At 63.5% G+C, this 26,137-nt stretch carries 25 protein-coding genes; 12 read left to right on the forward strand and 13 right to left on the reverse strand.

Annotated elements, in window-relative coordinates; genetic code table 11:
* Window positions 1-49: 49 nt before the first annotated feature.
* The 6 genes from queA (at window position 50) to ACGHJ7_RS01595 (ending at window position 7,053) form a co-directional block, all read left to right on the forward strand.
* Complete coding sequence (gene queA, locus ACGHJ7_RS01570; protein ID WP_390474013.1) at window positions 50-1,078, forward strand: tRNA preQ1(34) S-adenosylmethionine ribosyltransferase-isomerase QueA; 1,029 nt, start codon at window positions 50-52, stop codon at window positions 1,076-1,078.
* A 7-nt stretch (window positions 1,079-1,085) separates the two neighbouring features.
* Window positions 1,086-2,039 carry an ABC transporter ATP-binding protein gene (locus ACGHJ7_RS01575; protein WP_390474015.1) on the forward strand — a complete coding sequence of 318 codons (954 nt, stop codon included), beginning with the start codon at window positions 1,086-1,088 and terminating at the stop codon, window positions 2,037-2,039.
* Window positions 2,036-2,806, forward strand: coding sequence for an ABC transporter permease (locus ACGHJ7_RS01580; protein WP_390474017.1), 771 nt, complete (start codon window positions 2,036-2,038; stop codon window positions 2,804-2,806). Before ACGHJ7_RS01575 ends, ACGHJ7_RS01580 begins: the two co-directional genes overlap by 4 nt.
* Window positions 2,807-2,858: 52 nt before the next feature.
* Window positions 2,859-3,809, forward strand: a complete 951-nt coding sequence (locus tag ACGHJ7_RS01585) for a YdiY family protein (RefSeq protein ID WP_390474019.1) — start codon at window positions 2,859-2,861, stop codon at window positions 3,807-3,809.
* Between the two features lie 3 nt (window positions 3,810-3,812).
* Window positions 3,813-4,943, forward strand: a complete 1,131-nt coding sequence (tgt, locus tag ACGHJ7_RS01590) for a tRNA guanosine(34) transglycosylase Tgt (RefSeq protein WP_390474021.1) — start codon at window positions 3,813-3,815, stop codon at window positions 4,941-4,943.
* Between the two features lie 94 nt (window positions 4,944-5,037).
* The gene (locus ACGHJ7_RS01595) at window positions 5,038-7,053 is read left to right on the forward strand and encodes an alpha/beta hydrolase family protein (protein WP_390474023.1); all 2,016 of its coding nucleotides are present in this window, start codon (window positions 5,038-5,040) and stop codon (window positions 7,051-7,053) included.
* A 76-nt stretch (window positions 7,054-7,129) separates the two neighbouring features.
* Here the strand turns inward: ACGHJ7_RS01595 and rpsD are convergent, their stop codons facing one another.
* Complete coding sequence (gene rpsD / locus ACGHJ7_RS01600) at window positions 7,130-7,744, reverse strand: 30S ribosomal protein S4 (protein ID WP_390474025.1); 615 nt, start codon at window positions 7,742-7,744, stop codon at window positions 7,130-7,132.
* 248 nt (window positions 7,745-7,992) lie between these two features.
* Between rpsD and ACGHJ7_RS01605 the strand changes: the two genes are divergently transcribed.
* Window positions 7,993-8,301, forward strand: a complete 309-nt coding sequence (locus ACGHJ7_RS01605; RefSeq protein WP_390474027.1) for a chorismate mutase — start codon at window positions 7,993-7,995, stop codon at window positions 8,299-8,301.
* A 92-nt stretch (window positions 8,302-8,393) separates the two neighbouring features.
* On the opposite strand, the gene ACGHJ7_RS01610 is transcribed toward ACGHJ7_RS01605, so the two are convergent.
* From ACGHJ7_RS01610 to rpiB, 7 genes are all read right to left on the reverse strand, one after another.
* Window positions 8,394-8,696 (reverse strand): hypothetical protein, encoded by a 303-nt coding sequence (locus ACGHJ7_RS01610; protein WP_390474029.1) that lies wholly within the window; start codon window positions 8,694-8,696, stop codon window positions 8,394-8,396.
* Window positions 8,697-8,805: 109 nt separating this feature from the next.
* A complete protein-coding gene (locus tag ACGHJ7_RS01615) occupies window positions 8,806-9,123 on the reverse strand; it encodes a hypothetical protein (RefSeq protein WP_390474030.1) in 318 nt (105 codons plus the stop codon).
* 17 nt (window positions 9,124-9,140) lie between these two features.
* Window positions 9,141-9,881 carry an RNA methyltransferase gene (locus tag ACGHJ7_RS01620; protein ID WP_390474032.1) on the reverse strand — a complete coding sequence of 247 codons (741 nt, stop codon included), beginning with the start codon at window positions 9,879-9,881 and terminating at the stop codon, window positions 9,141-9,143.
* Entirely contained in the window at window positions 9,878-10,351 is a 474-nt protein-coding gene (gene nrdR, locus ACGHJ7_RS01625; RefSeq protein ID WP_390474033.1) for a transcriptional regulator NrdR, read from the reverse strand. Before nrdR ends, ACGHJ7_RS01620 begins: the two co-directional genes overlap by 4 nt.
* Window positions 10,352-10,386: 35 nt before the next feature.
* Complete coding sequence (locus ACGHJ7_RS01630; protein WP_390474035.1) at window positions 10,387-10,677, reverse strand: hypothetical protein; 291 nt, start codon at window positions 10,675-10,677, stop codon at window positions 10,387-10,389.
* Window positions 10,678-10,679: 2 nt separating this feature from the next.
* Window positions 10,680-11,957 carry a serine hydroxymethyltransferase gene (gene glyA, locus ACGHJ7_RS01635; protein WP_390474103.1) on the reverse strand — a complete coding sequence of 426 codons (1,278 nt, stop codon included), beginning with the start codon at window positions 11,955-11,957 and terminating at the stop codon, window positions 10,680-10,682.
* Window positions 11,958-12,010: 53 nt separating this feature from the next.
* Window positions 12,011-12,460 (reverse strand): ribose 5-phosphate isomerase B, encoded by a 450-nt coding sequence (rpiB, locus tag ACGHJ7_RS01640; protein WP_390474036.1) that lies wholly within the window; start codon window positions 12,458-12,460, stop codon window positions 12,011-12,013.
* 151 nt (window positions 12,461-12,611) lie between these two features.
* On the opposite strand from rpiB, the gene ACGHJ7_RS01645 reads away from it, so the two are divergent.
* Window positions 12,612-14,303: a M20/M25/M40 family metallo-hydrolase gene (locus tag ACGHJ7_RS01645; RefSeq protein WP_390474038.1), complete on the forward strand. Its 1,692-nt coding sequence runs from the start codon at window positions 12,612-12,614 to the stop codon at window positions 14,301-14,303.
* Between the two features lie 27 nt (window positions 14,304-14,330).
* Here the strand turns inward: ACGHJ7_RS01645 and ACGHJ7_RS01650 are convergent, their stop codons facing one another.
* From ACGHJ7_RS01650 to ACGHJ7_RS01670, 5 genes are all read right to left on the reverse strand, one after another.
* The gene (locus ACGHJ7_RS01650; RefSeq protein ID WP_390474040.1) at window positions 14,331-14,915 is read right to left on the reverse strand and encodes a DUF2059 domain-containing protein; all 585 of its coding nucleotides are present in this window, start codon (window positions 14,913-14,915) and stop codon (window positions 14,331-14,333) included.
* On the reverse strand, window positions 14,912-16,927 hold the full coding sequence (gene rpoD, locus ACGHJ7_RS01655) for an RNA polymerase sigma factor RpoD (protein ID WP_390474042.1): 2,016 nt from the start codon (window positions 16,925-16,927) through the stop codon (window positions 14,912-14,914). The genes ACGHJ7_RS01650 and rpoD overlap by 4 nt, the downstream gene beginning before the upstream one ends.
* Window positions 16,928-16,938: 11 nt before the next feature.
* Window positions 16,939-18,840 carry a DNA primase gene (gene dnaG / locus ACGHJ7_RS01660; protein WP_390474044.1) on the reverse strand — a complete coding sequence of 634 codons (1,902 nt, stop codon included), beginning with the start codon at window positions 18,838-18,840 and terminating at the stop codon, window positions 16,939-16,941.
* 91 nt (window positions 18,841-18,931) lie between these two features.
* A complete protein-coding gene (locus ACGHJ7_RS01665; RefSeq protein WP_390474045.1) occupies window positions 18,932-19,711 on the reverse strand; it encodes a hypothetical protein in 780 nt (259 codons plus the stop codon).
* Window position 19,712: 1 nt separating this feature from the next.
* Window positions 19,713-20,162 (reverse strand): GatB/YqeY domain-containing protein, encoded by a 450-nt coding sequence (locus tag ACGHJ7_RS01670; RefSeq protein ID WP_390474047.1) that lies wholly within the window; start codon window positions 20,160-20,162, stop codon window positions 19,713-19,715.
* 161 nt (window positions 20,163-20,323) lie between these two features.
* Between ACGHJ7_RS01670 and carA the strand changes: the two genes are divergently transcribed.
* The 4 genes from carA to greA all read left to right on the forward strand — a co-directional run bounded on the left by carA (window position 20,324) and on the right by greA (window position 26,114).
* On the forward strand, window positions 20,324-21,505 hold the full coding sequence (carA, locus tag ACGHJ7_RS01675; protein WP_390474049.1) for a glutamine-hydrolyzing carbamoyl-phosphate synthase small subunit: 1,182 nt from the start codon (window positions 20,324-20,326) through the stop codon (window positions 21,503-21,505).
* Complete coding sequence (locus ACGHJ7_RS01680) at window positions 21,502-22,215, forward strand: hypothetical protein (protein WP_390474051.1); 714 nt, start codon at window positions 21,502-21,504, stop codon at window positions 22,213-22,215. The genes carA and ACGHJ7_RS01680 overlap by 4 nt, the downstream gene beginning before the upstream one ends.
* Window positions 22,215-25,547, forward strand: a complete 3,333-nt coding sequence (carB, locus tag ACGHJ7_RS01685) for a carbamoyl-phosphate synthase large subunit (protein ID WP_390474052.1) — start codon at window positions 22,215-22,217, stop codon at window positions 25,545-25,547. The genes ACGHJ7_RS01680 and carB overlap by 1 nt, the downstream gene beginning before the upstream one ends.
* Before the next feature lie 99 nt (window positions 25,548-25,646).
* A complete protein-coding gene (gene greA / locus ACGHJ7_RS01690) occupies window positions 25,647-26,114 on the forward strand; it encodes a transcription elongation factor GreA (protein WP_390474054.1) in 468 nt (155 codons plus the stop codon).
* Window positions 26,115-26,137 lie beyond the last annotated feature (23 nt).

Raw genomic sequence — 26,137 nt, forward strand, 5'->3', positions numbered from 1 at the left:
GCGAAACAGGCAGGTGACGCACAGGCCGCATCCGCTATAGGCGCTGGCCATGCGCGTTGACCTGTTCGATTTCGACCTCCCGCAAGAGCTCATCGCCCTGCGCCCCGCGTCACCGCGCGATGCGGCGCGGATGCTGCTGGTGCGCGGGGACGAGCCGTTCGCCGACATGGGGGTGCGCGACCTGCCCGGCCTGCTGGAGCCGGGCGACGTCCTTGTCTTCAACGACACCCGCGTCATCCCAGCGCAGCTGACCGGCAGGCGCGGGGAAGCGACCATCGGCGCCACATTGCACAAAAGGATCGACCTGCGCCGCTGGCAGGCCTTCATCCGCAATGGCAAGCGGTTGAAACCCGGCGACCGGGTCGATTTCGGCGAAGGCGTATCCGCCATTTCCGAAAGCCGCGCGCCCGATGGCAGCTGGACGCTGGCCTTCGAGGGCGACGAACCGGACGAGGTCCTGCTGGAGCGCGCAGGCACCATGCCCCTGCCGCCCTATATCGCAGGCAAGCGCGCCACGGACGAGCGCGACCGCGAGGACTACCAGACGATTTTCGCGCGGGAGAAAGGCGCCGTTGCCGCGCCCACTGCGGCTCTGCATTTCACGCCCGGCCTGCTGGCCGCTCTCGACGAGCGCGGTATCGCGCGCGAGACCCTGACGCTGCATGTGGGCGCGGGGACGTTCCTGCCGGTCAAGGCGGACGATACCGACGACCACGCAATGCATGCCGAGTGGGGCCGGATCGAGCCGGACGTGGCTGCCCGCCTCAACGCCGCGCGTGCAAATGGCGGCCGCATTATTGCGGTCGGCACCACGTCGCTCCGACTGCTGGAAAGCGCGGCGAGCGAAGACGGTGTGATAAAACCCTTTGCCGGCGATACGTCGATCTTCATCACGCCAGGCTATAGCTTTCGCGCGGTCGACGGCCTGATGACCAATTTCCACCTGCCCAAGTCGACCCTGATGATGCTGGTCAGCGCGCTGGTCGGGCGTGAGCGGATGATGGACGCCTACGCCCACGCCATTGCCAATGGCTACCGCTTCTACAGCTATGGCGATTCCTCGCTCCTCCTGCCATGACGGCAAGATGGATGATGCCATTCTGCGCCTTCGCGGCCTGACCAAGATCTATGACGGGCGCTTCACCGCGCTCGACAATGTCGATCTCGACATTCGCAAGGGCGAGATTTTCGCGCTGCTCGGGCCCAATGGTGCGGGCAAGACGACGCTGATCGGCGCGGTCTGCGGTCTCGTCAATCCGACCGCCGGCAGCATCGAGGTTTTCGGGCAGGACCTGCAAAGCACATGGCGCAGCGCACGAAGCCGCATCGGCCTGGTGCCGCAGGAACTCAGCACCGACATGTTTGAGCCCGTGATGCGCTCCGTCACCTATTCGCGCGGGCTTTTCGGCCTGCCGCCCGACCGCGCCCATATCGAGGAAGTGCTTCGTGCGCTGAGCCTGTGGGACAAGCGCGACGAGCAGATCCGGGCGCTTTCCGGCGGGATGAAGCGGCGCGTCCTTATCGCCAAGGCCATGGCGCACGAGCCGGACCTGCTGTTCCTCGACGAACCGACCGCGGGCGTCGATGTGGAACTGCGCAAGGATATGTGGAAGCAGATCGGCGCGATGCGGGAGCGCGGTACGACCGTCATCCTGACCACGCACTATATCGAGGAAGCCGAGCAGATGGCCGACCGCGTCGGCATCATCAGCGGCGGGCGCATCCTGATGGTGGACGACAAGGACGCGATGATGAAGCGCCTGGGCCGGACGGAAGCGCTGATCGAACTCGCCCGGCCGCTCGCCGCAATACCGCCCGAAATTGCGTGCTATCCCGTGCAGCTGGAAGATGGCGGCACGACACTGTGCTATCGCGGCGGCGACGGATCGGGGAAGGGGCGCAGCGAAGTTGCTGACGTGACCAAGGCCCTGACGGCGGCGGGTATCGACTATGTCGGCATCGACGTGCGCGAAAGCTCTCTGGAGGATATCTTCGTGGACCTGCTGGAACGCGGAGAGGCGGAAGGGGCTGCGGCATGATGGGCTTCAATCTGCGCAGCACCTGGGCGATCTACCAGCGAGAGCTGTTCCGCGCCCTGCGTACCGCGTTCCAGTCGATCCTCGCGCCGGTCCTGACGACGGCGCTCTATTTCATCGTCTTCGGTGCGGCCATCGGGGAGCGCATGCCCGATCTGGGCGGCGTGGATTACGGCGCCTTCATCGTGCCGGGCCTGCTGCTGCTGACCCTGCTCAGCGAAAGCACGTCGAATGCCAGTTTCGGCATCTACATGCCCCGCTTCACCGGCACGATCTACGAACTCCTCTCCGCGCCGGTGGGGGTGGCGGAAACGCTTGTCGGCTTCGTCGGGGCGGCGGCCACCAAGTCGCTGATCCTCGCCGCCATCATCCTAGCCACGGCGACCCTGTTCGTCGATTACTCCATCGCGCATCCCGTGCTGGCGATCTTCTACATCATGCTGGTCGCGGCCGGTTTCAGCCTGTTCGGTTTCATCCTCGGCGTATGGGCGGACAGTTTCGAGAAGCTGGGCATCATCCCGCAGCTGATCCTGCTGCCACTGACGTTCCTCGGCGGCACGTTCTACTCGATCGACATGCTGCCAGAGCCGTGGGACACGGTCGCGCTGTTCAATCCGATCGTCTATCTTGTCAGCGGCCTGCGCTGGACTTTTTACGGCAGCGCCGATGTGCCGATCGAGGTGTCGTTCGGGCTGACCATCGGTTTCCTCGCCGTCTGCATCGCCATCATCGCCTTCATCTTTCGCACGGGCTGGCGCCTGCGGCCATGACCAGCGCATCCGGGGTGGAAGGATCCTGCGCGAGGCGCTAGCGGTCGCGGCCATGCGCTACCTTCTCCTTCCCCTGGCTGCCTGCGCGTTGACGCTGCCGAGCGCCGCGCTCGCACAGCTTCCCCCGCCGGTGCGGGCCATGATCGATGCCGCCATCGAAAGCGGTGACAGCAAGGCGGTTTCGACCGTGCTGAAATTGGCCCGCCAGACCAATCCGGACCAGGTCGCTGAGATCGACGAGATCGCGAACGCCTATTCGCAGCAACAGGCCGAGCTTGCCCGGCAGGCTGCGGAGGAAAAGGAACGCGCACTGGCGGATGCCGGCGTGCTCGACAACTGGACGGGCAAGGGGGAAATCGGGGCCTTCCGCGCCACGGGCAATACCAGCAATACGGGGCTCAGCGGCGCGCTGGAATTGCGGCGCAGCGGTATCGACTGGAGCCACAAGCTGACCGGCCGCGCCGACTACCAGCGGACCGGCGGCGTCACCACGCGCGAGAAATATTTCGCCGCCTACGAACCGCGCTACCAGATCGACGACGGCTTCTTCGCCTATGGCCTCGCCCAGTATGAAGGCGACCGATTCCAGGGCTTCGATGCGCGCTATTCGGTATCGGCAGGCGCCGGCTACACCGTGATCGATACCGACGATCTCAGCCTGTCGGTGAGGGGCGGCCCGGCCTATCGCAGGACCGAGTTCCTAGACGGGACCAGCGATACGAACCTGGCCGGGCTGATCGGGGCCGATTTCGACTGGGCCATCAGCGACCGGATAAAGTTCACGCAGGACACCAACGTGGTCTCGGGCGCAGCGGGCGGGACGGCGACGGTGTTCATCGACGGAGCAAATACCTCCGTCAACCTGCTGTCCGGCCTGCAGTTCAGGGTCAGCGACAAGGTTTCGACCCGCCTTTCCTACCAGGTCGATTACGACAGCAATCCGCCGGCGGGCGCGGTTTCGACCGATACGCTTTCACGCTTCACCCTTGTCTACGGTTTCTGATCGATGAGCGACAAACCCCGTTTCGAATTCTCCATCCACGCGGTGGACGGCAAGGCGCGCACCGGCACAATCGCCATGAAGCGCGGCGACATTCGCACGCCCGCTTTCATGCCGGTCGGCACTGCTGCCACGGTGAAGGCGATGAAGCCTGAAACCGTGCGCGCTGCCGGGGCGGATATCATCCTTGGCAACACGTACCACCTGATGCTGCGCCCGGGCGCGGAACGTATGGCGCGGCTTGGCGGCCTGCACGAATTCATGAAGTGGGACCGCCCGATCCTGACCGACAGTGGTGGATATCAGGTGATGAGCCTGTCCGACCTCAACAAGCTGACCGAGAAGGGCGTGGAATTCCGCAGCCATATCGACGGGTCCAAACACATGCTGACGCCGGAACGCAGCATGGAAATCCAGCGCTTGCTCGGCAGCGATATCGTGATGGCCTTCGACGAATGCCCGCGCGCCGACCGTCCGCTGGCCGAGATCGAGGCGAGCATGGAAATGTCCATGCGCTGGGCGAAGCGCAGCCGCGACGGCTTCGACAGCGGACAGGAACATGCCGCGCGTTCTGCCCTGTTCGGCATCCAGCAGGGCGCGCTCGACGAGGGGCTTCGCGCCCGCAGTGCAGAGGCGCTGAGGGACATCGGCTTCGACGGCTACGCCATCGGCGGACTGGCCGTGGGGGAGGGGCAGGAAGCGATGTTCGGCGTGCTGGACTATGCGCCCGGACAATTGCCCGAAGACCGGCCGCGATACCTGATGGGTGTCGGCAAGCCCGACGATCTCGTCGGCGCGGTGGAGCGCGGGGTCGACATGTTCGACTGCGTGCTGCCGACGCGCTCGGGACGCAACGGACAGGCTTTTACCTGGGACGACCCGATAAACATCCGCAATGCCCGCTTTGCCGAGGACACCGGACCGCTCGACCCCGATTGTGCCTGTCCTACCTGCGCCAGATACAGCCGGGCCTATCTCCATCACCTCGTCCGCGCGGGCGAGATGCTGGGCGCGATGCTGATGACCGATCATAATATCGGGTTCTACCAGCAGCTGATGCAATCGATGCGCGATGCGATTTTCGATGGTAAATTCACCGAATTCGCCGACCGTTTCAGGAAAAGATACCTTGGTTAAGGACTTGATCCCGGACGCCTTCCTTGAAAGGATGACGTCATAAACCTGCGGCAGGGATGATCCGCAGGTGACGATTTAATTCCGGGGGTCTCTCTTGCTACACAAATTCAAATTCGCGGCCGGCGTCGCGGCCGCTGCACTTTGTCCGATCCCGGGCCAGGCTCCGGCCCATGCCGAAACGCCGCAGGAAACGGCCCAGCTCTTCGGTGCGCGGGAGGGGGTGCGCCACGTTTCGCTGTCCCCCGACGGCAGCAAGTTTTCCTATATCGCCCCCTATGGGGCGCAGGGCGAGGCGCTGTATCTCGTCGATCTGACACAGGCAACGCCGGCACCGCAGCGCGTCATCGCCCTGACGGTGGAGCGATCGAACCTCGACTATTGCGAGTTCGCGACCAACACCCGTTTCGTGTGCCGAACGTCCTTTTCCCGCGACAGCAATGTCAGCGGCGACATCTTCGGATACAGCCGGCTCTTCGCAGTCGATGCCGATGGTGAAAATGTCGAGCAGCTGAGCCCCGATGTCGGATCGCGTTCGCTGTATGTCGGGTTCAGCGGCGGCTCGGTCGTTGCCCTCGATGTCGAGGGGGAGCCCGACAAGATCCTGATGACGCAGGACTGGTTCCCGGAAAACGGAGCCAATACGCGCCTTGCGAACAAGGAATGGGGCCGCGGCGTGGTGGAGGTCGACATCGATTCCGGCCGCACCAGCAAGGTCGAGAATCCCGATGGTAACACCTTTGCCTATTACGCCGATGAAACGGGAGCGGTCCGGCTGAAGGGGGTCGGACGCTTCGTACAGGGGCGCGATACCGGGGAAAGGGCATATTTCTATCGCAAGCCGGGTTCGTCGCAGTGGGAGGAATTGTCCCGCGCGACGGTGGGCGCACAGACAATCGACGAAGGCTTCATTCCCGTAGCCGTCGCGGCGCGTGAAAACGCCGTGTACGGGTTCGAGCCGAATGCCGATGGCAATCTCGCGATCTATCGCCAGAAACTGGACGGTTCGGACACGCGCGAGGAAGTCGTGTCGCGCAGCGACGTCGATGTCGACGATCTCATCCGTCTGGGACGACAGCGCCGGGTGGTCGGCGCAAGTTATGCGACGGAGGTGCGCAGAGCCGTCTATTTCGATCCCGAGCTGAAGGCGCTTGCCGAAGGGCTCGAAGCCGCTCTTCCAGGCAGTCCGCTGATCGGCATACGCGGAGCCAATGCGGACGAGAGCAAGCTGCTGATTTCCGCATCCAGCGATACGGATCCCGGCATGCTGTATCTCTATGACAAGCAGACGCGGCAACTGAACGAGCTTATGCCGCTGCGCGATGGTTTCGCCGGACGCCAGCTCGGCACAATGATGCCGGTTACCTATCCTGCGGCGGACGGAACCGACATTCCCGGCTACCTGACGCTTCCGCCCGGACAGGAAGACGCGAGCGGTCTTCCGGCTATCGTCATGCCCCATGGCGGCCCCGGAGCGCGAGACGAATGGGGCTTCGACTGGCTGGTGCAATTCTTCGCCGCGCGCGGCTATGCCGTATTGCAGCCCAATTTCCGCGGGTCGGCGGGGTATGGATCGGAATGGTTCGGCAAGAACGGCTTCCAGGCATGGGAAACCGCGGTTGGCGATGTGAACGATGCAGGCCGCTGGCTCGTGTCGGAGGGCGTAGCCGATCCGGACAAACTTGCTATCGTGGGCTGGTCCTATGGCGGCTATGCGGCGTTGCAGTCGCAGGTTCTCGACCCTTCGCTGTACAAGGCGATTGCGGCCATTGCCCCGGTCACCGACCTGAAGATGTGGCGCAACGAATTCCAGACTTCGGGCAGCCTGCGACTGATCGACGACTTTGTCGGCGAAGGGCCGCATGTCACGCAAGGGAGCCCGGCACGCAACGTCGCGGCCTTCGCCTCGCCCGTTTTTCTCGTGCATGGCGATGCCGACCAAAATGTCGGCGTGGAACATTCGCGCGAAATGGAAACCGAATTGCGCAAAGCGGGCAAGGACGTCCAGTTCGTCGAATTCGAAGGCGTGGCGCACAGCATCGATGATTCCGCAATGCGCACGCGGATGCTGGCGGATATCGACGCCTTCCTGACCCGCCATCTCTCCCCTTGAGGCGTGCGGCCCGGAAGCACAAAAAGAAAGGGCGGCCCGTGAAGGCCGCCCTTTTCGTATCAGGTATGTGTACCGATCAGCGCGAGTAAAACTCGACAACGAGGTTCGGTTCCATCGTGACGGGGTAGGGCACCTCGTCCAGCTTCGGCACCCGGGTGTAGGTCACCTTGTCGTTGCCATCGGGAACCACGTAGTCGGGGATCTCGCGCTCGGGCAGGCTCTGCGCTTCGATGACGAGAGCCATTTCCTGCGCCTTCTTGCCGAGCGAAACAACGTCGCCGACCTTCACGCGGGCACTGGCGATGTTGGTCTTCACGCCGTTCAGCAGGATGTGGCCGTGGCTCACGATCTGGCGCGCGGCGAAGATCGTCGGTGCGAACTTGGCGCGGTAGACGACCATGTCGAGGCGCTGTTCCAGCAGGCCGATCAGGTTCTGGCCGGTATCGCCCTTCATGCTGGCCGCTTCCTTGTAGGTGCGGCGGAACTGCTTCTCGGTGACGTCGCCGTAATAGCCCTTCAGCTTCTGCTTGGCGCGCAGCTGCAGGCCGAAGTCCGACATCTTGCTCTTGCGACGCTGGCCGTGCTGGCCGGGGCCGTAGGAACGCTTGTTGACCGGGGAATTCGGGCGACCCCAGATGTTTTCGCCCATCCGGCGGTCGAGTTTATACTTGGCGCTTTTGCGCTTCGACATGGTATCTTCCTTCAATTTGCTGCAATCCGCCAAGAATGCGGACCGTTCGAACCCGGCTGCGCACCACACGGCCGATTGTGCCGTGTGCGGCCACCGCTTCACCGGGATGCGGGGCCAATCGGGCGCGCCGTTGGAAAGGCGCGTTGCCGAAGTGAGCGTGCCAAATAGCGCGCCTGCCGTGTAAAGCAAGGGGAATCGCCGTCACGACCGGCTCGACAAACGGCCTCGCGCTCGCCAAGGGACGCGGCATGACCGATATTCGACTGCCCGAAGATTGCGAGACCATGGCCGACGTACGCGCTGGCGTGGACCGGACGGACCGGGAACTGATGGAACTGCTGGACCGCCGCTTCGGCTACATGCGCGCCGCTGCCCGGATCAAGCCGACGCGCGATGCCGTGCGGGACGAGGATCGCAAGGCCGAAGTCATTGCCAATGCTGTTGCCGATGCAGGAACGCGGAACCTTCCGGCGGAGGAACTGGAAGCGATCTGGGACAGGTTGGTCGAGGCATCGATCGCCTATGAAATGACGATCTGGGACGATCTCAGGAAATAACAGCACGGGTCTCGCGAGGCTTAACGAAAAAGGCGCGCCGCCCGGAACGTCCGGACAGCGCGCCTTTTCTAAAAAGCCGAAGCTTAGTCGGCTTAGTTGTTGTCGCCCACGGCGGAACGACGGTTCAGGGCCTGGCCGATCGAGTCCTGGGTGTCTTCCTCGTACTTTTTCCACTCGTAAGCGGTGCGGCAGACCTTCTTCTTCGCAAGGCGCGAGCCGGTGACCGTGTAGGTCTTGCAAATCTTGCGGTTCATATCGAGGCCGTCATCGTCCTCTTCCGTTTCGGGCGCGGCTTCCGGTGCCTGAGCATTTTCCTCGTCGCCCTGGGCGTAGGCGATGGTGGGGGCGGATGCTGCGAAAAGAACGCCTGCGGCAAGTGCTGCGGTCAGTTTCATGAAATCTTCCTCTGTTTTCGGGTCGCTTGGTTTGGGGGTGTGCAGTGTCGAAATAGCAGATGCGTGTTACGGGGCGGTGAATTTACAATATTCCGCCCCGCGTCACCCGTTATCCCGGCGTATCCGAGTAACGAGCGGTCGCCTGGTTAAGCGAATCCTGCGTATCCTGTTCGTAAATCTTCCATTCGGCCTTCGTGCGGCAGACCTTCCGGCTTGCCAAACGGGATCCGGCGATCGTGTGGCGGCGACATTCGATCTTGCCGCCGTCATCTTCGTCTTCCGCTTCAACCTCCGGCGCGGTTATGTCGTCGGGGATGGCGTTCTCGGGGGCAGCCTGAGCGGTGGAATCATGGGCCGGCGGTGTTTCCACCGCGGGCGTGACCTGCATCAGAAGCAGACCTGCGAGAAGGGGGGAAAGCACAGCCATGGAGGTACACATACCTCCTATCGGCTATCTCCGTCAAATCGCCCCCGTTGCAGCGTGCTGAGGACGCCCCGCAGGGTGCGGACCTCCAGATGGTTCCAGCCCGGCTTCGTCAGCACGGTGCGGAGCGTGCGGCGAGTCGCTTCGCGGCGTGCTTCGGGGCGAAAATATCCGTTAGGCTCCAGCATCCGCTCGAAATGGTCGATCAGGCCTTCCAGTTCTTCCTGCGGAGCGGGGGGAAGCAGATCCTCCATGGTCGGCTGAGCCAGGTCGGCGCCTTTCGACCATTCATACGCGCACAGGATCACGGCCTGTGCCAGGTTCAGCGAGCCGAAATCGGGATCGATCGGCACGGTAAGTATGGACCGCGCCAGCGCGACATCGGCGGTTTCCAGGCCCGATCGTTCAGGCCCGAACAGGATTGCGGAGCGCCCCTGCGCGCTGCGGATCTCTCCTGCAGCCTCGGCCGGAGTTACGACCGGCTTCGACACCCCGCGCTTGCGAACCGTGGTCGCATAGACATGGGCACAGTCGGAAACCGCGTCGGCTGTCGAGCCGAAGACCTGCGCCTGTTCCAGCACGTCGTCGGCGCCAGAGGCTGCGGGACCGGCGGAGGGATTGGGCCATCCGTCGCGCGGGCTCACCAGACGCATCTCGGTCAGGCCGAAATTGCGCATGGCGCGCGCGGCCTTGCCGATATTCTCGCCCAATTGCGGGCGGACGAGCACGATGATCGGCTTGCCGTGCGCTTGCGAGGTCATTGCTGACCCGCCTCGTGGACGGTGCTGGCGAACTCCTCGAAATCGCGGGCTTCGCTGAAATCGCGGTAGACGGAGGCGAAACGGATATAGGCCACGGAATCGAGCTGGCGCAGCCCGTCCATCACAAGTTCGCCGATACGGCTCGATGCGATCTCGCTTTCGCCCGTCGTCTCTACCTGTCGCTGGATGCCGGAGACGAGCTGGTCGATCTGTTCCCGGCTGACATCGCGCTTGCGGCAGGCGAGGGCAATCGACTGCTCCAGCTTCATCCGGTCGAAGGGCTGCTTGCGCGCTCCGGCCTGATCGGCCGATTTGACCACGGTCACCTCGCGCAATTGCACGCGTTCGAACGTGGTAAAACGCGCCCCGCAGGAAGAACATTGCCGCCGGCGACGGATCGCGGCGTTGTCTTCGGCGGGACGCGAGTCTTTTACCTGGCTGTCATCATGGGCGCAGAAAGGGCAGCGCATCGTGTCTCACTGGAATGTCGAAAGGGGATCGGCCCCTATTTGACGGAATTGAGCCGTTTGTAAAACGCATATCCGCCGCCTGCCGCAGCGCCGATCAGCGGACCGACGATGGGCAGGATGATCCCGGCCACCGCGCCGATGGCTGCGCCCTTCAGGACGGGTTTCGTCGAGGGATGCTTCATCCCTTCCTTGAACATCGCGGACGCTTCGGTCTTCGCCTCGTCCGCGATGCGTTCACGGCGCTCGCGCTCGCGGCGCTTGTCGCCGGGCAGGGATTCAGCCGTGGAGGCGGTTTCGTTCTGGGTGGTGGTGTCGAAGTCGGTCATGTCTATCGTCCCGGATATACTGGAAACTGGTTGCACAACTGACTGACGCGTTCCTGCACGCTTCGTTCCACCTGGGCGTCTCCGTCCGGCCCGTTTTTGCTCAATCCGTCGACAACTTCGGCAATCAGCTTGCCGATGGTGCGAAACTCTGCCGGACCGAACCCGCGGGTCGTCCCCGCCGGCGTGCCGAGGCGGATGCCGCTGGTGACGAACGGGCTGCGGGTGTCGAACGGGATGCCGTTCTTGTTACAGGTGAGCCATGCGCGGTCGAGGCCCTTTTCCGCGGCCTTGCCGGTGACATCCTTGCCCGACAGGTCGACCAGCATGGAATGGTTGTCCGTGCCGCCCGACACGATGCGCAGGCCGTTTTCCTCCAGGCTTGCAGCGAGGGCGCGGGCGTTCTCGACGACGCTTGCGGCATAGGCCTTGAATTCGGGACGAAGCGCCTCGCGGAAGGCAACGGCCTTGGCCGCGACAACGTGCATCAGCGGGCCGCCCTGCATTCCGGGGAAGACCGCCATGTTGATCGGCTTGGTCAGGTCCTCGTCATTCCACAGGATCACGCCGGAACGCGGACCGCGCAGCGATTTGTGCGTGGTGGTGGTGACGACATCGGCATGGGGGAAGGGGGAGGGATGCGCGCCGCCCGCGACAAGGCCCGAAATGTGGCTCATGTCCACCATCAGATAGGCGCCGACCTCGTCCGCGACGCGGCGGAATGCTTCCCAGTCCCAGACGCGCGAATAGGCGGTGCCGCCGGCGATGATCAGCTTCGGCTCGTGCTCCTTCGCGGTCGCCATCACGGCGTCCATGTCGATCAGTTCGTCTTCCTGCCGCACGCCATAGGCGACGGGGTTGAACCACTTGCCGCTCATGTTGACGGGGCTGCCGTGGGTCAGATGGCCACCGGAATTGAGATCCAGCCCCATGAAGGTGTCGCCCGGCTGCAGCAGTGCGAGGAAGACCGCCTGGTTCATCTGGCTGCCCGAATTGGGCTGGACGTTGGCGAAGTTGCAACCGAACAGTTTCTTCGCCCGGTCGATCGCCAGCGTCTCCACGACATCGGCATAGTCACAGCCGCCGTAATACCGCTTGCCGGGATAGCCCTCGGCATATTTGTTGGTGAAGACGCTGCCCGTCGCTTCCAGCACGGCGGTAGAGGCGATGTTCTCGCTCGCGATCAGTTCGATCTTGTCCTGCTGCCGGGCCAGTTCCTTGTCGATCGCGGCCGCGATTTCGGGATCGGCCGTCGCCAGGTCGTCATGCCAGAAACGGTTCATGTCGGCGGTGCGGGCGTCGATCTGATCGGGAGTGGTCTGGTCGGGGGCAGTGCTCATGACGGGTCTCTTGAGGCAGGATTGGAAAGCTTGTCGACGCGGCGCTGGTGGCGACCGCCGGCAAACTCGGTATCGAGGAAGGCGGTGACGCAGGCTTTCGCCATTTCGATCCCGGTCAGGCGGGCGCCGATGGCGAGGCAGTTGGCATCATTGTGTTCGCGCGCAAGACTGGCGCTGAGCGGCTCGGAAACCAGCGCGCAGCGGACCTGCGGATTGCGGTTCACACTCATCGAGATGCCGATGCCGCTGCCGCACAGCGCGATCCCGCGCTCCGCCGTGCCGTCCGCGACGACGCCGGCCAGCTTGTAACCATAATCGGGATAATCGACGCTGTCGCCGCTATCGGGGCCGAGGTCGGCGACTTCGTGCCCGATCTCGACGAGCCATTCGCGCAGTTCGGCTTTCATGGAGAGGGCGGCGTGGTCTGAGGCAATGGCGATACGCATGGCGCGCCTATAGGGGAGGGCGGCGATTCCCTCCACCCCCGACATTGGGTTGTAGGGCGCTTTGCACAGGGAAGGCCGGCGCGCGTCCGTCGCGGTTGCGCCTACTGTCGGAAACGCGCAATCAGGGACGGAACGAGGGGAAACCGAACGAATGCGCCACCTGCCCGTCATCGCCGCGATTATCGGGGCCTTCATCCTTGCGATCATCGCGACGACGCCGCCCCGTGATGCAGGGCTATCTGCCCCGGGCACCGCATTCTCGGCCGCCCGTGCGATGCAGGACGTGGAGATAATCGCACGAGAGCCGCACGTGACCGGATCGCAGGCCAATGCCGAGGTGCGCGAACATATCGCCGGCCGCCTGCAGGCCATCGGCATGGAGGTGTCGACCACGCAGGGGCTGGTGCCGGAACAGGGCCTCGACAAGTTCGGGAACTGGAGCGGGACGCGGCCCGACGCGCTGACCTTCACCAATGTCATCGGCGTTCTGCCGGGCCGGGACCGGTCCAAACCCGCACTGCTGCTGATGGCCCATCACGACACGGTCTGGAACTCGCCCGGCGCGCCCGACGATACGGCAGGTGTCGCCGCCATCATCGAGACGCTGCGAGCTTCGCAGGCGCAGGGCCCGCTTGAACGTGACGTAATCGCCCTGTTCACCGATGCGGAAGAGCTCGGGCTGGTCGGCGCGCGCCAGTTCTTCGGCGAGAACCCGCTTCGCGAGCGCGTCGGAGCCATCGTCAACCTGGAAGCGCGGGGCGGGGGCGGGCGCACCACACTGTTCCAGACATCGCGAAACAATGGCGGGGCGGTGGAAGCCTACGCCGGCGCTGTCGATACGCCCGGCGGCTCTTCGCTGGCGACATTCGTGTACGAGACCTTGCCCAACGATACCGACCTCACTCCGGCGCTGGAGCTGGACGTCACCGCGTACAATCTCTCCTTCATCGGCCGCCCGGGGCTCTATCACTCGCCATTGGCAACGCCTGCCAATCTCGACCGGGGCGCGCTGCAGGACATGGGGGAGCAGACCCTGGCTCTCACCCGTGCCCTGGGCGAGGCCCAGGCGCTTCCCGAGGCGGCGCCCAACGCCACGTTCTTCGATGTCTTCGGCCTGTTCGTCCTGCACTACGGAACGGTCACAGGCTGGATACTGCTGGGCCTGACGATCCTGCTGCACATCTTTGCGATCCGCACGAACGAGGCGATGATTGCGCCCCGCAACCGCGTCTGGCGATCGGTGGGCGCGTCCATGGGCGTAATCGTCGGGGGCGGCGCGGTGCTTTACCTTCTGAACCTCGTGTCGGGCGCGGGCGCTGAGGGAAGTTATTACGACCGCCTGGCAGCCATACCGTATCTGGAGGCGCAGGCCCTGCTCGTCTGCGCGGGCGCCCTTGCTGTTACGGCGCCGCTATGGGCCGGGCGGAAGGGAACGCTTTTCGGGCTGGTGCTGGCCATCGCCGCGCAAGTCATTGCGCCGATCACGACGTTCATCATCGTGTTCCCGTTGCTGGTCGTCGGGGTAGCCGGGTTTGTGAGCCATTTTCTGCCGGAACGCATCGGACTGGGCGTGAAGGTCGTGGGCGGCGCCATCGCCGGTGGCTTCCTGCTGCAATACGGGCACCAGTTGATGCAGGGTGTGGGGCCCGACATGCCCTCTGTCACTGCCCTGCTGGCCGCGCTTGCCATTCCTGCTTTGGGAATGCTCGTGCCTCGGTCGGACGGGAAGGCTTCCCCGCGCATCGCGGCGATTTGCCTGCTTGCGGCATTGGCGATCGCATTGTTCGTCCGGTTCGATCCGGTAGCGGATACCGTCGCCGATTATGCGAGCATGAAGGGTTAGGGCCCCGACAGCCGCCCTGGCCAGTAATCAGGCCGGGTCAGCCGTGCCTTGCGCCTGCTCCATGAAATACGCTTCGAGGTCGGCAATCATCCGCGCCTGCAACTCCTGCGTATAGCGATGGAGCTCCTCGAAATACGGGCCGTTGGCGGATGTCAGGGCCGGATGGTTCATCAGGCCCGGCGACTGCTCGAAAAACGCTGCACCCGCCGGGGTGGACGCAAAATTCCGGATCGCAACCAGTTCGGTCAGCGTGAATGTGTCGGCATAGGCAATTGCCGTCGCGTCCATCAGCTTCGGAATATGCCGCGCCATGATCGGGCGCAGGCCGCGAAGGCCCTCGACCATTCCTTCTTCCAGGATACGGCGCGCCCCTTCGTCGTCGATTTCGTCGAGATTGCGCGAGCCTGCGATCTGCGCACCCAGCGACTGCGCCATCTCCACGATGGTATCCTCGCGCGTTTCGGGAGGATACATGGCGGCAATAATATCCCGGGCGACCTGCAGCGACTCCGCGGAGACATCGCTCGTCGCTACTGCATCCTGTGCGATTGCAGGTGCGGGCAGGCTTATCGCCGCCAGCGCCGCAGCGGCAAGGAATGCGCGCTTCCTCACTGGTCCAGGAAGCTGCGCATCTTGCGTGAACGACTCGGGTGCTTGAGCTTCCTCAGCGCCTTGGCCTCGATCTGGCGGATACGTTCGCGGGTCACGGAGAACTGCTGGCCGACTTCTTCCAGCGTGTGATCGGTGTTCATGCCGATGCCGAAGCGCATGCGCAGCACGCGTTCCTCGCGCGGGGTCAGGCTGGCGAGGACGCGGGTGACGGTTTCCTTCAGGTTCGCCTGGATCGCGGCATCCACCGGGATGATCGCGTTCTTGTCCTCGATGAAATCGCCCAGATGCGAATCTTCCTCGTCGCCGATGGGGGTCTCGAGGCTGATCGGTTCCTTGGCGATTTTCATCACCTTGCGAACCTTTTCCAGCGGCATGGAAAGGCGCTCTGCCATTTCCTCTGGCGTGGGCTCGCGGCCCTGCTCGTGCAGGAACTGGCGGCTCGTGCGAACCAGCTTGTTGATCGTTTCGATCATGTGGACCGGGATGCGGATCGTGCGTGCCTGGTCGGCGATGGAGCGGGTGATTGCCTGCCGGATCCACCACGTCGCGTAAGTGCTGAACTTGTAACCGCGGCGGTATTCGAACTTGTCGACCGCCTTCATCAGGCCGATGTTTCCTTCCTGGATCAGGTCCAGGAATTGCAGGCCGCGATTGGTGTATTTCTTGGCGATGGAAATCACGAGACGCAGGTTCGCCTCGACCATTTCCTTCTTCGCGATGCGTGCCTCGCGCTCCGCCTTCTGCACCATGTTCACGATGCGGCGGAATTCGGGCAGGCTCATGCCGGTGGCGCTGGCGATGTCGGCAATCTCGACGCGGATACGTTCGATGGATGCGCCTTCCTTCTCGGCAAAGGCGGCCCATTTCTTGTCTTTCTTCACCCGGTCCTTCAGCCAGTTATCGTCCAGCTCGTTGCCGATATAGGCCTGCAGGAAGTCGGCGCGCTTGACCTTGTGACGTTCGGCAAGGCGCAGCATCTGGCCGCCCAGCGCCGTCAGGCGGCGGTTGAAGGCGTAGAGGTTGTCGACCAGGAATTCGATCTTGGTCGCGTGGAACTGCATGCTTTCGACTTCCGCCGTCAGTTCCTCGCTCAGGCTTTCGTATTTCTTTTCCTTCGCCGCCGGGAAGGCTTCGCCGCGGCCCAAGGTTTCCACGCGTTCGCTCTGCAGCTTCTCGAACTTCTTGAACAGCGAGGTGATGCGGGCGAAGCGCTCGATGGCATCCGGCTTCAGCGCGGCTTCCATCTGGGCAAGGGACATGGTGTTGTCCTCTTCCTCCTCGTCGTCCTTCTTCTTGGCCGAACCGCCTTCGCCGTCCTCGCCATCATCCTCGTCGTGGTCGGAATCGTCTTCATCGTCCACGATGGTGGGGCCGGCGGTCTCTTCCGAGATCTCGCCGTCGTCATCGTCGTCGGCATCATCGGCCATCTTGTCAGCCGGCGGTTCCTTCGACAGCATCGCGTCGAGATCGAGGATCTCGCGCAGCTGCATTTCCTCGTTGTTGAGCGCTTCGGACCACTGGATGATGGCGTGGAAGGTGATCGGGCTTTCGCACAGGCCCATGATCATCATGTCACGTCCGGCCTCGATCCGCTTGGCGATGGCGATCTCGCCTTCGCGGCTGAGCAGTTCGACCGCGCCCATTTCGCGCAGGTACATGCGGACGGGATCGTCCGTGCGTTCGCCCGTCGTCGTCTTCTTCGCAGCGGCTGCGGGCTTCTTCTTGTCGTCCTTCGAACCGTCGGCGGCGATCTCGGCGACTTCGCTTTCCTTCTCCGCCTCGGCCTCGGCTTCCTCGTCGTTTTCCACGATCTGGACGCCCATTTCGGACAGCGCGGTCTGGATATCCTCGATCTGGTCGGGGCCGATATCGGAAGGCAGGGCGGCGTTCAGCTCGTCAAAGGTGACGTAGCCTTTCTTCTTCGCCTTGGTGATCAGTTTCTTGATCGACGCTTCTTTCATGTCGATCAGCGGAGCATCTTCGCCCTGCTTCGATTTCGCCTTGGACGCCATAGGGTATCGTCTCAATCTGTTTGCGCGCCGTCTGCCGGTTCCGGCGTGGGCGGGGTGGTATCTTCGTTTCCGGACGCTGTGCCGTCATCCTCGGCATCGGCCCGCATGCTTGCCATTTGGCCGAGTCGCGCCTCGAATTCCAGCTTTCGCTTCAACAATCTCTGCTGATCGGCGAAAGCTCCTTCGGGGTCGGTGGCGAACCGGGCCGTGGCTGCGGCAAGCGCAGCCTCCAGCGCCGGTCGTTCGACCAGCAACGAAACGGCTTCAGCCAGGCTCTCGCGCGCAACCTGCGGATCGGTCCCTTCTCTGAGGAAGGTGAAACGAGTCTTATCCGGGGGCGCAATATGTCCGGCAGCGCCCGATATGGGCGTTTCGCCGGTGTCTTCAAGCGGTTCGAGCGAATCGAGTAGTGGATTAATCGCAGCCGCGACTTTCGGGTCACGCTCGGCAAGGTCGGACAGGTCTTCGCAGTGGCGATCGAGCTGGTCGGGGAAGCGCACCAGCCCGCCGACCACGGCGGACAGCAGCGCATCCCTGTTCGATCCGCCCGCCAGCATCCGCAGGCTGTTGCGCGCAGCAGGCGTGACCATGGGGCGGGCGGGAAAATTTCGCCCTTTCCAATCGCCTTTCTTCCAGGTGTTCTCGCGCCGCGGAAAGGCGAAGGCGGAAAACCGGTCGAGCAATTCGCGGCGGTAGAGCGCGCGGATATCCTCGTCCCCGATCGTATCGACATGTGCCAGCAGCCGCGATTTCAGGCCGGCCTTTGCTTCCGGGCTGTCCAGCGGCTGCGCGTCGCGTTCGTTCTCCCACAGCGTGTCGAGCAGGCTGGCCGGGCTGGCGAGCAGTGTTTCCATCGCGCGGACCCCGCGTTCCTGCAGCAGGTCGTCGGGGTCCATGCCCTTCGGCATCCGGACTATGCCCAGCGAATGGCCGGGACGCAGGAGTGGCAGGGCGCGTCCGACGGCGCGCATGGCGGCGCGCTGCCCGGCGGCATCGCCGTCGAAGCACAGGACGGGGCGTTCGACCATTCGCCACAACAGCTCGATCTGCCGCTCCGTCAGCGCCGTGCCGAGCGGGGCCACCACGTCCTCTATTCCTGCATTGGCAAGCGCGATGACGTCCATGTAGCCTTCCACGACAACCACCCGTCCGCTCTGGCGCGATGCCGGGCTGGCGCGGTGCTGGTTGTAGAGGACATTGCCCTTGTCGAAGAGCGGCGTGTCGGGCGAATTCAGGTATTTCGCCACGCCATCGCGGTTGTCGAGGATGCGTCCGCCAAACGCGATGACGCGGCCGCGCGCGTCCTGGATCGGCAGCATCAGGCGGTCGCGGAAACGGTCGTAGCTGTTGCCGTCATCGGCCGCGATCCGCATGCCGCTCTCGGTCAGCATGGCCGCGTCGAACGATCCCAGCGCGCCGGGCAGGGCCTGTTTGTCATCGGGTGCATAGCCGAAACCGAATTCCCGCACGACCGCGTCGCTGAACCCGCGCGAGGCGAGATAGCGCCGCGCCTTCGCCCCGGCATCGGACGCCAGTCGGTCGACGAAAAATTCCTGCGCCGCGCCGGTCACGTCGATCAGGCTGGCGCGTTTCTCCGCCCGTTTCGCAGCGACGGGATCGGGGGCGGGGACTTCCATCCCGGCTTCCGCAGCAAGTTCCTTCACCGCGTCCATGAAACCGAGGCCGCGCTGGTCGGTCATCCAGCGGATCACGTCGCCATGCGCACCGCAGCCGAAGCAGTGGTAGAACCCCTTTTCATCGCTAACGGTGAAGCTGGGCGTGTTCTCGTTATGGAAGGGGCAGCACGCCTTCCATTCCCGCCCCGCCTTCTGAAGCTTGGTCGTGCGCTGGATGACGCTGGAAAGCGTGATCCGCGCACGCAATTCGTCCAGCCATTGGGGAGACAGCGCCATGCAAGCGAATATCGTCCCAAAGCCGGTTTCGTTCAAGTCGCCATAATGGCTTCTCTACGACGAGATTCCCGCTCGGGAGGAGGGCAGATCGTCAGGACGCCGCGCGCGCCGCAGGGGCGGGCGCATCGCAGGCATTGGCCGCATCACCGTCTTCCGCCGGGTAGGGGCCCTGGCCGCTGGCCGTGCTGTAATTCGCCGTGACCTCGTACCGTTCGGCAGGGCCGGCCGGGGGCAGGGTGGATTGCCAGTAGAAGGTGAGCGGTTCACCCTGTTCCCACTGGTCGCCGCCTTCGCCTGCATCGATCGTCCATGCCAGCGCGCCATCGCGGCACGTCACCGTCACCATTACCTTGTCGCCCACGGCGGCATTCGCTTCGAGGCGGGAGAAGCCCGCATTGCCCGTGAAACCGTGGGCGGGGCCGGTCATGCGGAACATTTCGGCCAGTTCGATGTCGGACGAATCGGCACCGTCCCCGCTGCCGGTCGCGGGATCGTTGTCCTCGCCGGGATAGACGGTGTGGACATAGGTGTAGATCGTGCCTTCGGGCGCTTCGGAGGGGTCGCACGTCACCATACCCGCAGGGCAGGCGACATAGCTGGTCATGTCGGCAAAGGCGCCCGCATCGTTGGTCATCGCCACCTTAACATCGGCACCGCGCGGACCGATGATCTTTGCGCCCAGTTGCAGGTCGGCGAAATCGCCCGCCTCGATCGCGTTGGCCAGCAATGCCGCCTCGCCATCGGTCGTCGCGATGTCCAGATCTGCGTCGCCGGCATAGCGATCGGTCGATTGGTCGACCGGCTCCGCGCATCCGGCCAGGATCAGGGCCAGGGTTGCCGGGGCGGCGAGAGCAGCGGTCTTGCGGATCATATCAGAAGCTTTCCTTCACGAGTTTCGAGGCGAGGCCCATGTCCAGCGAAGCGCCGTGCTTCGCCTTTAGTTCCCCCATGACCTTGCCCATATCCTTAATGGATTCAGCGCCCGTGGCGGCCTTCGCCTCGGCAATCGCGGCCCTCGTTTCGGCCTCGTCCATCGTGCGGGGCAGGAATTCCTCGATTACCGCCAGTTCGCGGCGTTCCTGCGAGGCCAGTTCCTCGCGGCCGCCTTCCTCGTACATGGTTATCGATTCGCGGCGCTGCTTGGCCATTTTGGTGAGAACGTCGGTCACCATCTCGTCGTCCGGGACCTCTTTCGAGGCGGTCCGCATCTCGATGTCGCGGTCCTTGATCTTCGCCCCGATCAGGCGGAGCGCCGCGGTGCGGTCCTTGTCCTTCGCCTTCATGGCAGTGACGGTTTCGGCCTTGATCTGATCGCGGAGCATAAATGTCGTTTCCTGTGGATGGATTGGCGCCGGCAGCGCGTATTGCCGCCCTCATAGCGAATAAATGCAGCGCCGCCACGCTTGACGCAGGCACGCCACCTGCTTAGCGGGTGGGGCTTAGCGACATTGCCGGAAAACCCCTGACTCGGAGTGCCCCTTTTATGGCTTCTGCCGACATTACCCCTGCGCAGCCCAAAGGCGCGACGGGTCTCCTTTTGCTGGCCGACGGTACGGCATTATGGGGCCATGGTTTCGGCCATATCGGCAGCGCCGTCGGCGAGGTGTGCTTCAACACCGCGATGACCGGTTACCAGGAGGTGATGACCGATCCCAGCTATGCTGCGCAGATCGTCACCTTCACCTTCCCCCATATCGGCAATGTCGGCAGCAATGCCGAAGACATCGAAAGCCGGGTAGAGGCAGCCGTGGGCTGCATCGTGCGCGAGAACGTGACGCCCGACAGCAATTTCCGCAGCAAGCAGCTTTTCGACGAATGGATGCGCGAGAACGGGAAGATCGGCCTGAGCGGCATCGATACCCGCGCGCTGACCCGCTATATCCGCCTGAACGGGGCGCCCAACGCCGTGATCGCGCACGAACCGCATGGCCAGTTCGACCTGCCCGCCCTGCTGAAGCGGGCGCAGGATTGGGCCGGGCTGGAAGGCATGGATCTGGCGGGGCGCGTTTCGCGCAAGAAGCAGGAAGACTGGGAAGGCGGCTGGTGGTCGCTGGGCAAGGGTTATGGCCGCGCCTCGCGGCAGGCAAATCCCCATGTCGTCGCGATCGATTACGGATCGAAGGACAATATCTTCCGCAACCTGGTGAAGGCAGGCGCGCGGGTGACGGTGGTGCCGGCGAAAACCTCGCTGGAGGACATTCTCGCGCTGCAGCCGGACGGCGTGTTCCTGTCCAACGGCCCGGGCGATCCGGCGGCGACGGGCGAATATGCGGTGCCGGTGATCAAGGCGCTGCTGGAGCGCGACGTGCCGCTGTTCGGCATCTGCCTCGGCCACCAAATGCTGGCGCTGGCCGCGGGCGCGAAGACGATTAAGATGCACCAGGGCCACCGCGGCGCCAACCATCCCGTCCAGCGTGTCGGCGGGGGCTGGGGCGACAGCGAGGGCCTCGTCGAGATCACCAGCATGAACCACGGCTTTGCGGTTGATGGCGAGACATTGCCCGAGGGTGTGGAGCAGACCCACGTGTCGCTGTTCGACGGCACCAATTGCGGCATTTCGATCAAGGACAAGAAGGCATTCGGGGTGCAGTATCACCCGGAGGCAAGCCCCGGCCCGCAGGACAGCTTCTACCTGTTTGAGAAGTTCGTGGGGATGTTGGGGTGAAACCGTCAATCGCAGCACTTGCCGTCTTTTTCATGGGAAATCCGTTTTGCGGGGCGGCAGCACAAGAAGTGGCAAAAGACCGGCCATACGGCTTTAATGTGGCCGAATCGGTTGTTGGTAATTTCGAAGTTGTCGCTGAAACCTCGATAGAATGGCGAAATGATTTACCCTATCCGGACAAAAGCCATTGTGCCGGATGGAATGACGACATTTTTTTTGGGATGGATTCAACCGGAAATTTAACTTCGGTCAGTTTCAATTTTATCTTCGAGAGAGAGGAAGGCGATTATTATCGCCTCAACGGTTCGGATAAGGTCGATATCTACGTCGACGGACGCCGCTTCGAGTATTACTCGGTCCATCAGCCAGACTACTTTATCAATGTTCCCGAAACCCATCCCTCCCCGGATACAATCCAGGTCACGATTTTTCGCGGATTTGATGGTGTACGCGAAGACGGTGTAGAGCCGTTCTACAACATCACGCGGATTCAACAGTCTCTTATCGAGGCCAACAAACTGGAATGGGAACTGGTCGAAGTCGAGCCGGGTTCTCACGACGACTATCCTGAGTTGGGATCTAAAATCGGTTCGCGTGGAACTCTCGACAATGCTTCGTTCCAAAGCGCCGTGAACTGGTGTGCGGAGAAAATGCGTTCTCCCGCGCGACTGACTTTGCCAAACTCCATTCTCGGACAGATGGATAAGTAATGCCCAAACGCACTGACATCTCCTCGATTCTCGTCATCGGCGCTGGCCCGATCATCATCGGCCAGGCTTGCGAGTTCGACTATTCCGGCACGCAGGCGATCAAGGCGTTGAAGGAGGAGGGCTACCGCGTGGTCCTCGTCAACTCCAACCCCGCCACGATCATGACCGATCCGGAAATGGCCGACGCGACCTATATCGAGCCGATCACGCCCGAAATCGTCGCCAAGATCATCGCCAAGGAAAAGCCCGACGCGCTGCTGCCGACCATGGGCGGGCAGACCGCGCTCAACTGCGCGCTGAAGCTCGACGAGATGGGCGTGCTGGCGGAGCATGGGGTCGAGATGATCGGGGCCAAGGCCGATGCGATCGACAAGGCGGAGAACCGCCAGCGTTTCCGCGAGGCGATGGATTCCATCGGCCTCGAAAGCGCGCGCAGCGGCATCGCCAATACGCTGGACGAGGCGCGCGCCGTGCTCGAGCGGACGGGCCTTCCCGCCATCATCCGTCCCAGCTTCACGCTCGGCGGTACGGGCGGCGGCATCGCCTACAACACTGCCGAGTTCGAGCGGATCGTTCGCGAGGGCCTCGACGCAAGCCCCACCACCGAGGTGCTGATCGAGGAATCGCTGCTCGGGTGGAAGGAATACGAGATGGAGGTGGTCCGCGACCGGGCCGACAATGCCATCATCATCTGCGCCATCGAGAATGTCGATCCGATGGGCGTGCATACGGGCGATTCCATCACCGTCGCACCCGCGCTGACGCTGACGGACAAGGAATACCAGATCATGCGCAGCGCCAGCATCGCGGTGCTGCGCGAGATCGGCGTCGAAACGGGCGGATCGAACGTGCAGTTCGCGGTCAATCCCGAGGACGGCCGCCTGATTGTGATCGAGATGAACCCGCGTGTCTCGCGCTCGTCAGCGCTGGCATCGAAGGCCACCGGCTTCCCCATCGCGCGCGTCGCGGCGAAGCTGGCGGTCGGCTACACGCTGGACGAGATCGAGAACGAGATCACCGGCGCAACGCCCGCCAGCTTCGAACCGACGATCGACTACGTCGTCACCAAGATCCCGCGCTTCGCCTTCGAGAAGTTTAAGGGCGCGAAGAACGAACTGGCCACCGCGATGAAGTCGGTCGGCGAGGTCATGGCCATCGGCCGCAATTTCCAGGAATCCATGCAGAAGGCCCTGCGCGGCCTCGAGACCGGGCTCGACGGGTTCAACCGCGTGGTCGAACTGGAAGGCGTGTCGAAGGAAATCATCACCGCCGCGCTCAGCAAGCGCACGCCTGACCGGCTGCTCAATGTCGCGCAGGCCTTCCGCGAAGGCTTCGACGTGGACGAGATCAACCGCATCACCGGCTACGACAAGTGGTTCCTGCGGCAGATCGAGGCGATCATCTACGAAGAGCGGATGATCGCGCATAACGGCCTGCCGAACGAGGCGGACGAACTGCGCCGCCTGAAGGCGATGGGCTTTTCCGACAAGCGGCTGGCCACGCTGGCAGTCCGCTCCGTCGGCGTGGCGGGCGGCCTCGGCGAAACGCAGGCGCGCCGTTCGGGGCTGCTGCACGATGCCCTGCGCGCCATGGCCGGAGCAACCAGCGAGGAAGAAGTCCGCAAGCTGCGCCACAAGCTGGGCGTGCTGCCGGTCTTCAAGCGGATCGACAGTTGCGCTGCCGAGTTCGAGGCGGTGACGCCCTACATGTATTCCACCTACGAGGCACCGACCTTCGGCAAGCCCGAAGACGAGGCCATGCCCTCGGACCGGCGAAAGATCGTGATCCTGGGCGGCGGACCGAACCGCATCGGGCAGGGGATCGAGTTCGACTATTGCTGCGTCCACGCCTGTTTCGCGCTCAGCGAAGCCGGGTTCGAGACGATCATGGTCAACTGCAACCCGGAAACGGTCAGCACCGATTACGACACGTCCGACCGCCTCTATTTCGAGCCGCTGACGGCAGAAGACGTGCTGGAAATCCTGCGCGTGGAACAGCAGTCGGGTGAACTCGTCGGCGTGATCGTGCAGTTCGGCGGGCAGACTCCGCTCAAACTGGCGCAGGCGCTGGAGGATGAAGGCATCCCGATCCTGGGCACCAGCCCCGATGCCATCGACCTGGCCGAAGACCGGGAGCGTTTTGCGCGCCTCGTCAACAAGCTGGACCTGAAGCAGCCCGATAACGGCATCGCCAAAAGCCGGGATGAAGCTGCAGCTGCCGCGCGCACCATCGGCTATCCCGTGCTCCTGCGTCCCAGCTATGTGCTCGGTGGACGCGCGATGGAGATCGTCGACAGCGAGGCGCAGCTCGACGATTACATCAACACCGCGGTCAACGTGTCCGGCGACAGTCCGGTGCTGGTCGACCAATACCTGCGCGATGCCATCGAATGCGACGTGGACGTCCTGTGCGATGGCAAGGAAGTGCGTATCGCCGGCGTCATGCAGCATATCGAGGAAGCCGGGGTGCATTCGGGCGACAGCGCCTGCACCCTGCCGCCATACTCGCTGCCGGACGAAATCGTGGCAGAGATGGAGCGCCAGGGCGAGGCGCTGGCGCTGGCCCTGAACGTGCGCGGCCTGATGAACGTGCAGTTCGCGGTGAAAGACGGCGAGGTCTACCTGATCGAGGTGAACCCGCGCGCCAGCCGCACCGTGCCGTTCGTTGCCAAGACCATCGGACACCCGGTCGCGAAAATCGCCAGCCGCATCATGGCGGGCGAGAAGCTGGCGGATTTCCCCGAATTCAACCTGCGCCCGGGCCACATGGCGGTGAAGGAAGCCGTCTTCCCGTTCAGCCGTTTCCCCGGGGCCGACCCGGTCCTGTCGCCCGAAATGCGCTCAACCGGCGAAGTCATGGGCATCGACCGCGCCTTCCCCGAAGCGTTCCTGAAATCGCAGATGGGCGCCGGCATGGCCCTGCCTGCGAAAGGCACCCTGTTCGTGTCGGTGAAGGATAGCGACAAGACTGCGATCCTTCCCGCGGTGAAGCGCCTGATCGCGTGCGGGTGGTCCATCATCGCAACCGGCGGTACGCAGGCTTACCTGGCGGAGCAGGGCCTGCCGGTCGATCGGGTCAACAAGGTGGCGGAAGGCCAGCCCCACATCGTCGATGCGATCATCGACGGGAAGGTCGACCTGATCTTCAATACGACCGAGGGCTGGCAGTCGCTGATGGACAGCAAGTCGATCCGTGCCTCCGCGCTGGAGGCGAAGCTGCCGTATTACACGACGGCCGCCGCCAGCGTGGCTGCTGCAGAGGCGATTGCGACGGTCGATGCCAGCCAGCTTGAAGTCCGCTCGTTGCAGGACTATTATAGCGCGACGAGTTAGAACACACCTTCACCCCAGACCGATCCGACACAGTCGCCCGCAAGGCGCGACCACGGATCGGTTTGCCGCGTGCGGGGGCAGAAAACAGGACAGGTTCCGATGGATAAAGTGCCGATGCTGGCAGAAGGCTACGAACGCCTGACAGCCGATCTCAAGCTGCTTCGTGCAGAGCGCCCCAAGGTGGTCGACGCCATCGAGGAAGCGCGCGCTCACGGCGATTTGTCGGAGAACGCCGAATATCACGCCGCCAAGGAGCGCCAGGGCCAGATCGAGGCGCAGGTCGCCGAACTGGAAGACAAGATCACCCGTGCCCAGATCATCGACCCGACCACGCTGTCGGGTAACAAGATCGTGTTCGGCGCAACCGTGACCCTGCTCGACGAGGACGACAAGCCGATCAGGTACCAGATCGTCGGCCAGACCGAAGCTGACGCCAACAAGGGCCGCATTTCCTACAGCTCGCCGATTGCGCGCGCCCTGATCGGGAAAGAAGTGGGCGAAGAGGTGGAGGTCACCGTGCCGAGCGGGGACAAGTTCTACCTCGTCGACAAGATCGAATTCATCTGACGGCAGTGGAGGCGCGCCTCGTG

This window comes from Altererythrobacter sp. MTPC7 (assembly GCF_042851395.1).
GTDB lineage: Bacteria > Pseudomonadota > Alphaproteobacteria > Sphingomonadales > Sphingomonadaceae > CAJXSN01.

Coding starts and splice junctions, on each gene's coding strand:
- queA (WP_390474013.1), top strand. CDS start 50: ATGCGCGTTGACCTGTTCGATTTCGACCTCCCGCAAGAGCTCATCGCC.
- tgt (WP_390474021.1), top strand. CDS start 3,813: ATGAGCGACAAACCCCGTTTCGAATTCTCCATCCACGCGGTGGACGGC.
- dnaG (WP_390474044.1), bottom strand. CDS start 18,840: ATGGCGCTGTCTCCCCAATGGCTGGACGAATTGCGTGCGCGGATCACG.
- glyA (WP_390474103.1), bottom strand. CDS start 11,957: ATGAACCGTTTCTGGCATGACGACCTGGCGACGGCCGATCCCGAAATC.
- ACGHJ7_RS01620 (WP_390474032.1), bottom strand. CDS start 9,881: ATGACCTCGCAAGCGCACGGCAAGCCGATCATCGTGCTCGTCCGCCCG.
- ACGHJ7_RS01580 (WP_390474017.1), top strand. CDS start 2,036: ATGATGGGCTTCAATCTGCGCAGCACCTGGGCGATCTACCAGCGAGAG.
- ACGHJ7_RS01630 (WP_390474035.1), bottom strand. CDS start 10,677: ATGACCGACTTCGACACCACCACCCAGAACGAAACCGCCTCCACGGCT.
- ACGHJ7_RS01665 (WP_390474045.1), bottom strand. CDS start 19,711: ATGATCCGCAAGACCGCTGCTCTCGCCGCCCCGGCAACCCTGGCCCTG.
- ACGHJ7_RS01615 (WP_390474030.1), bottom strand. CDS start 9,123: ATGGCTGTGCTTTCCCCCCTTCTCGCAGGTCTGCTTCTGATGCAGGTC.
- ACGHJ7_RS01585 (WP_390474019.1), top strand. CDS start 2,859: ATGCGCTACCTTCTCCTTCCCCTGGCTGCCTGCGCGTTGACGCTGCCG.
- ACGHJ7_RS01645 (WP_390474038.1), top strand. CDS start 12,612: ATGCGCCACCTGCCCGTCATCGCCGCGATTATCGGGGCCTTCATCCTT.
- carA (WP_390474049.1), top strand. CDS start 20,324: ATGGCTTCTGCCGACATTACCCCTGCGCAGCCCAAAGGCGCGACGGGT.
- rpoD (WP_390474042.1), bottom strand. CDS start 16,927: ATGGCGTCCAAGGCGAAATCGAAGCAGGGCGAAGATGCTCCGCTGATC.
- ACGHJ7_RS01605 (WP_390474027.1), top strand. CDS start 7,993: ATGACCGATATTCGACTGCCCGAAGATTGCGAGACCATGGCCGACGTA.
- nrdR (WP_390474033.1), bottom strand. CDS start 10,351: ATGCGCTGCCCTTTCTGCGCCCATGATGACAGCCAGGTAAAAGACTCG.
- ACGHJ7_RS01670 (WP_390474047.1), bottom strand. CDS start 20,162: ATGCTCCGCGATCAGATCAAGGCCGAAACCGTCACTGCCATGAAGGCG.
- rpiB (WP_390474036.1), bottom strand. CDS start 12,460: ATGCGTATCGCCATTGCCTCAGACCACGCCGCCCTCTCCATGAAAGCC.
- ACGHJ7_RS01575 (WP_390474015.1), top strand. CDS start 1,086: ATGGATGATGCCATTCTGCGCCTTCGCGGCCTGACCAAGATCTATGAC.
- greA (WP_390474054.1), top strand. CDS start 25,647: ATGGATAAAGTGCCGATGCTGGCAGAAGGCTACGAACGCCTGACAGCC.
- carB (WP_390474052.1), top strand. CDS start 22,215: ATGCCCAAACGCACTGACATCTCCTCGATTCTCGTCATCGGCGCTGGC.
- ACGHJ7_RS01610 (WP_390474029.1), bottom strand. CDS start 8,696: ATGAAACTGACCGCAGCACTTGCCGCAGGCGTTCTTTTCGCAGCATCC.
- rpsD (WP_390474025.1), bottom strand. CDS start 7,744: ATGTCGAAGCGCAAAAGCGCCAAGTATAAACTCGACCGCCGGATGGGC.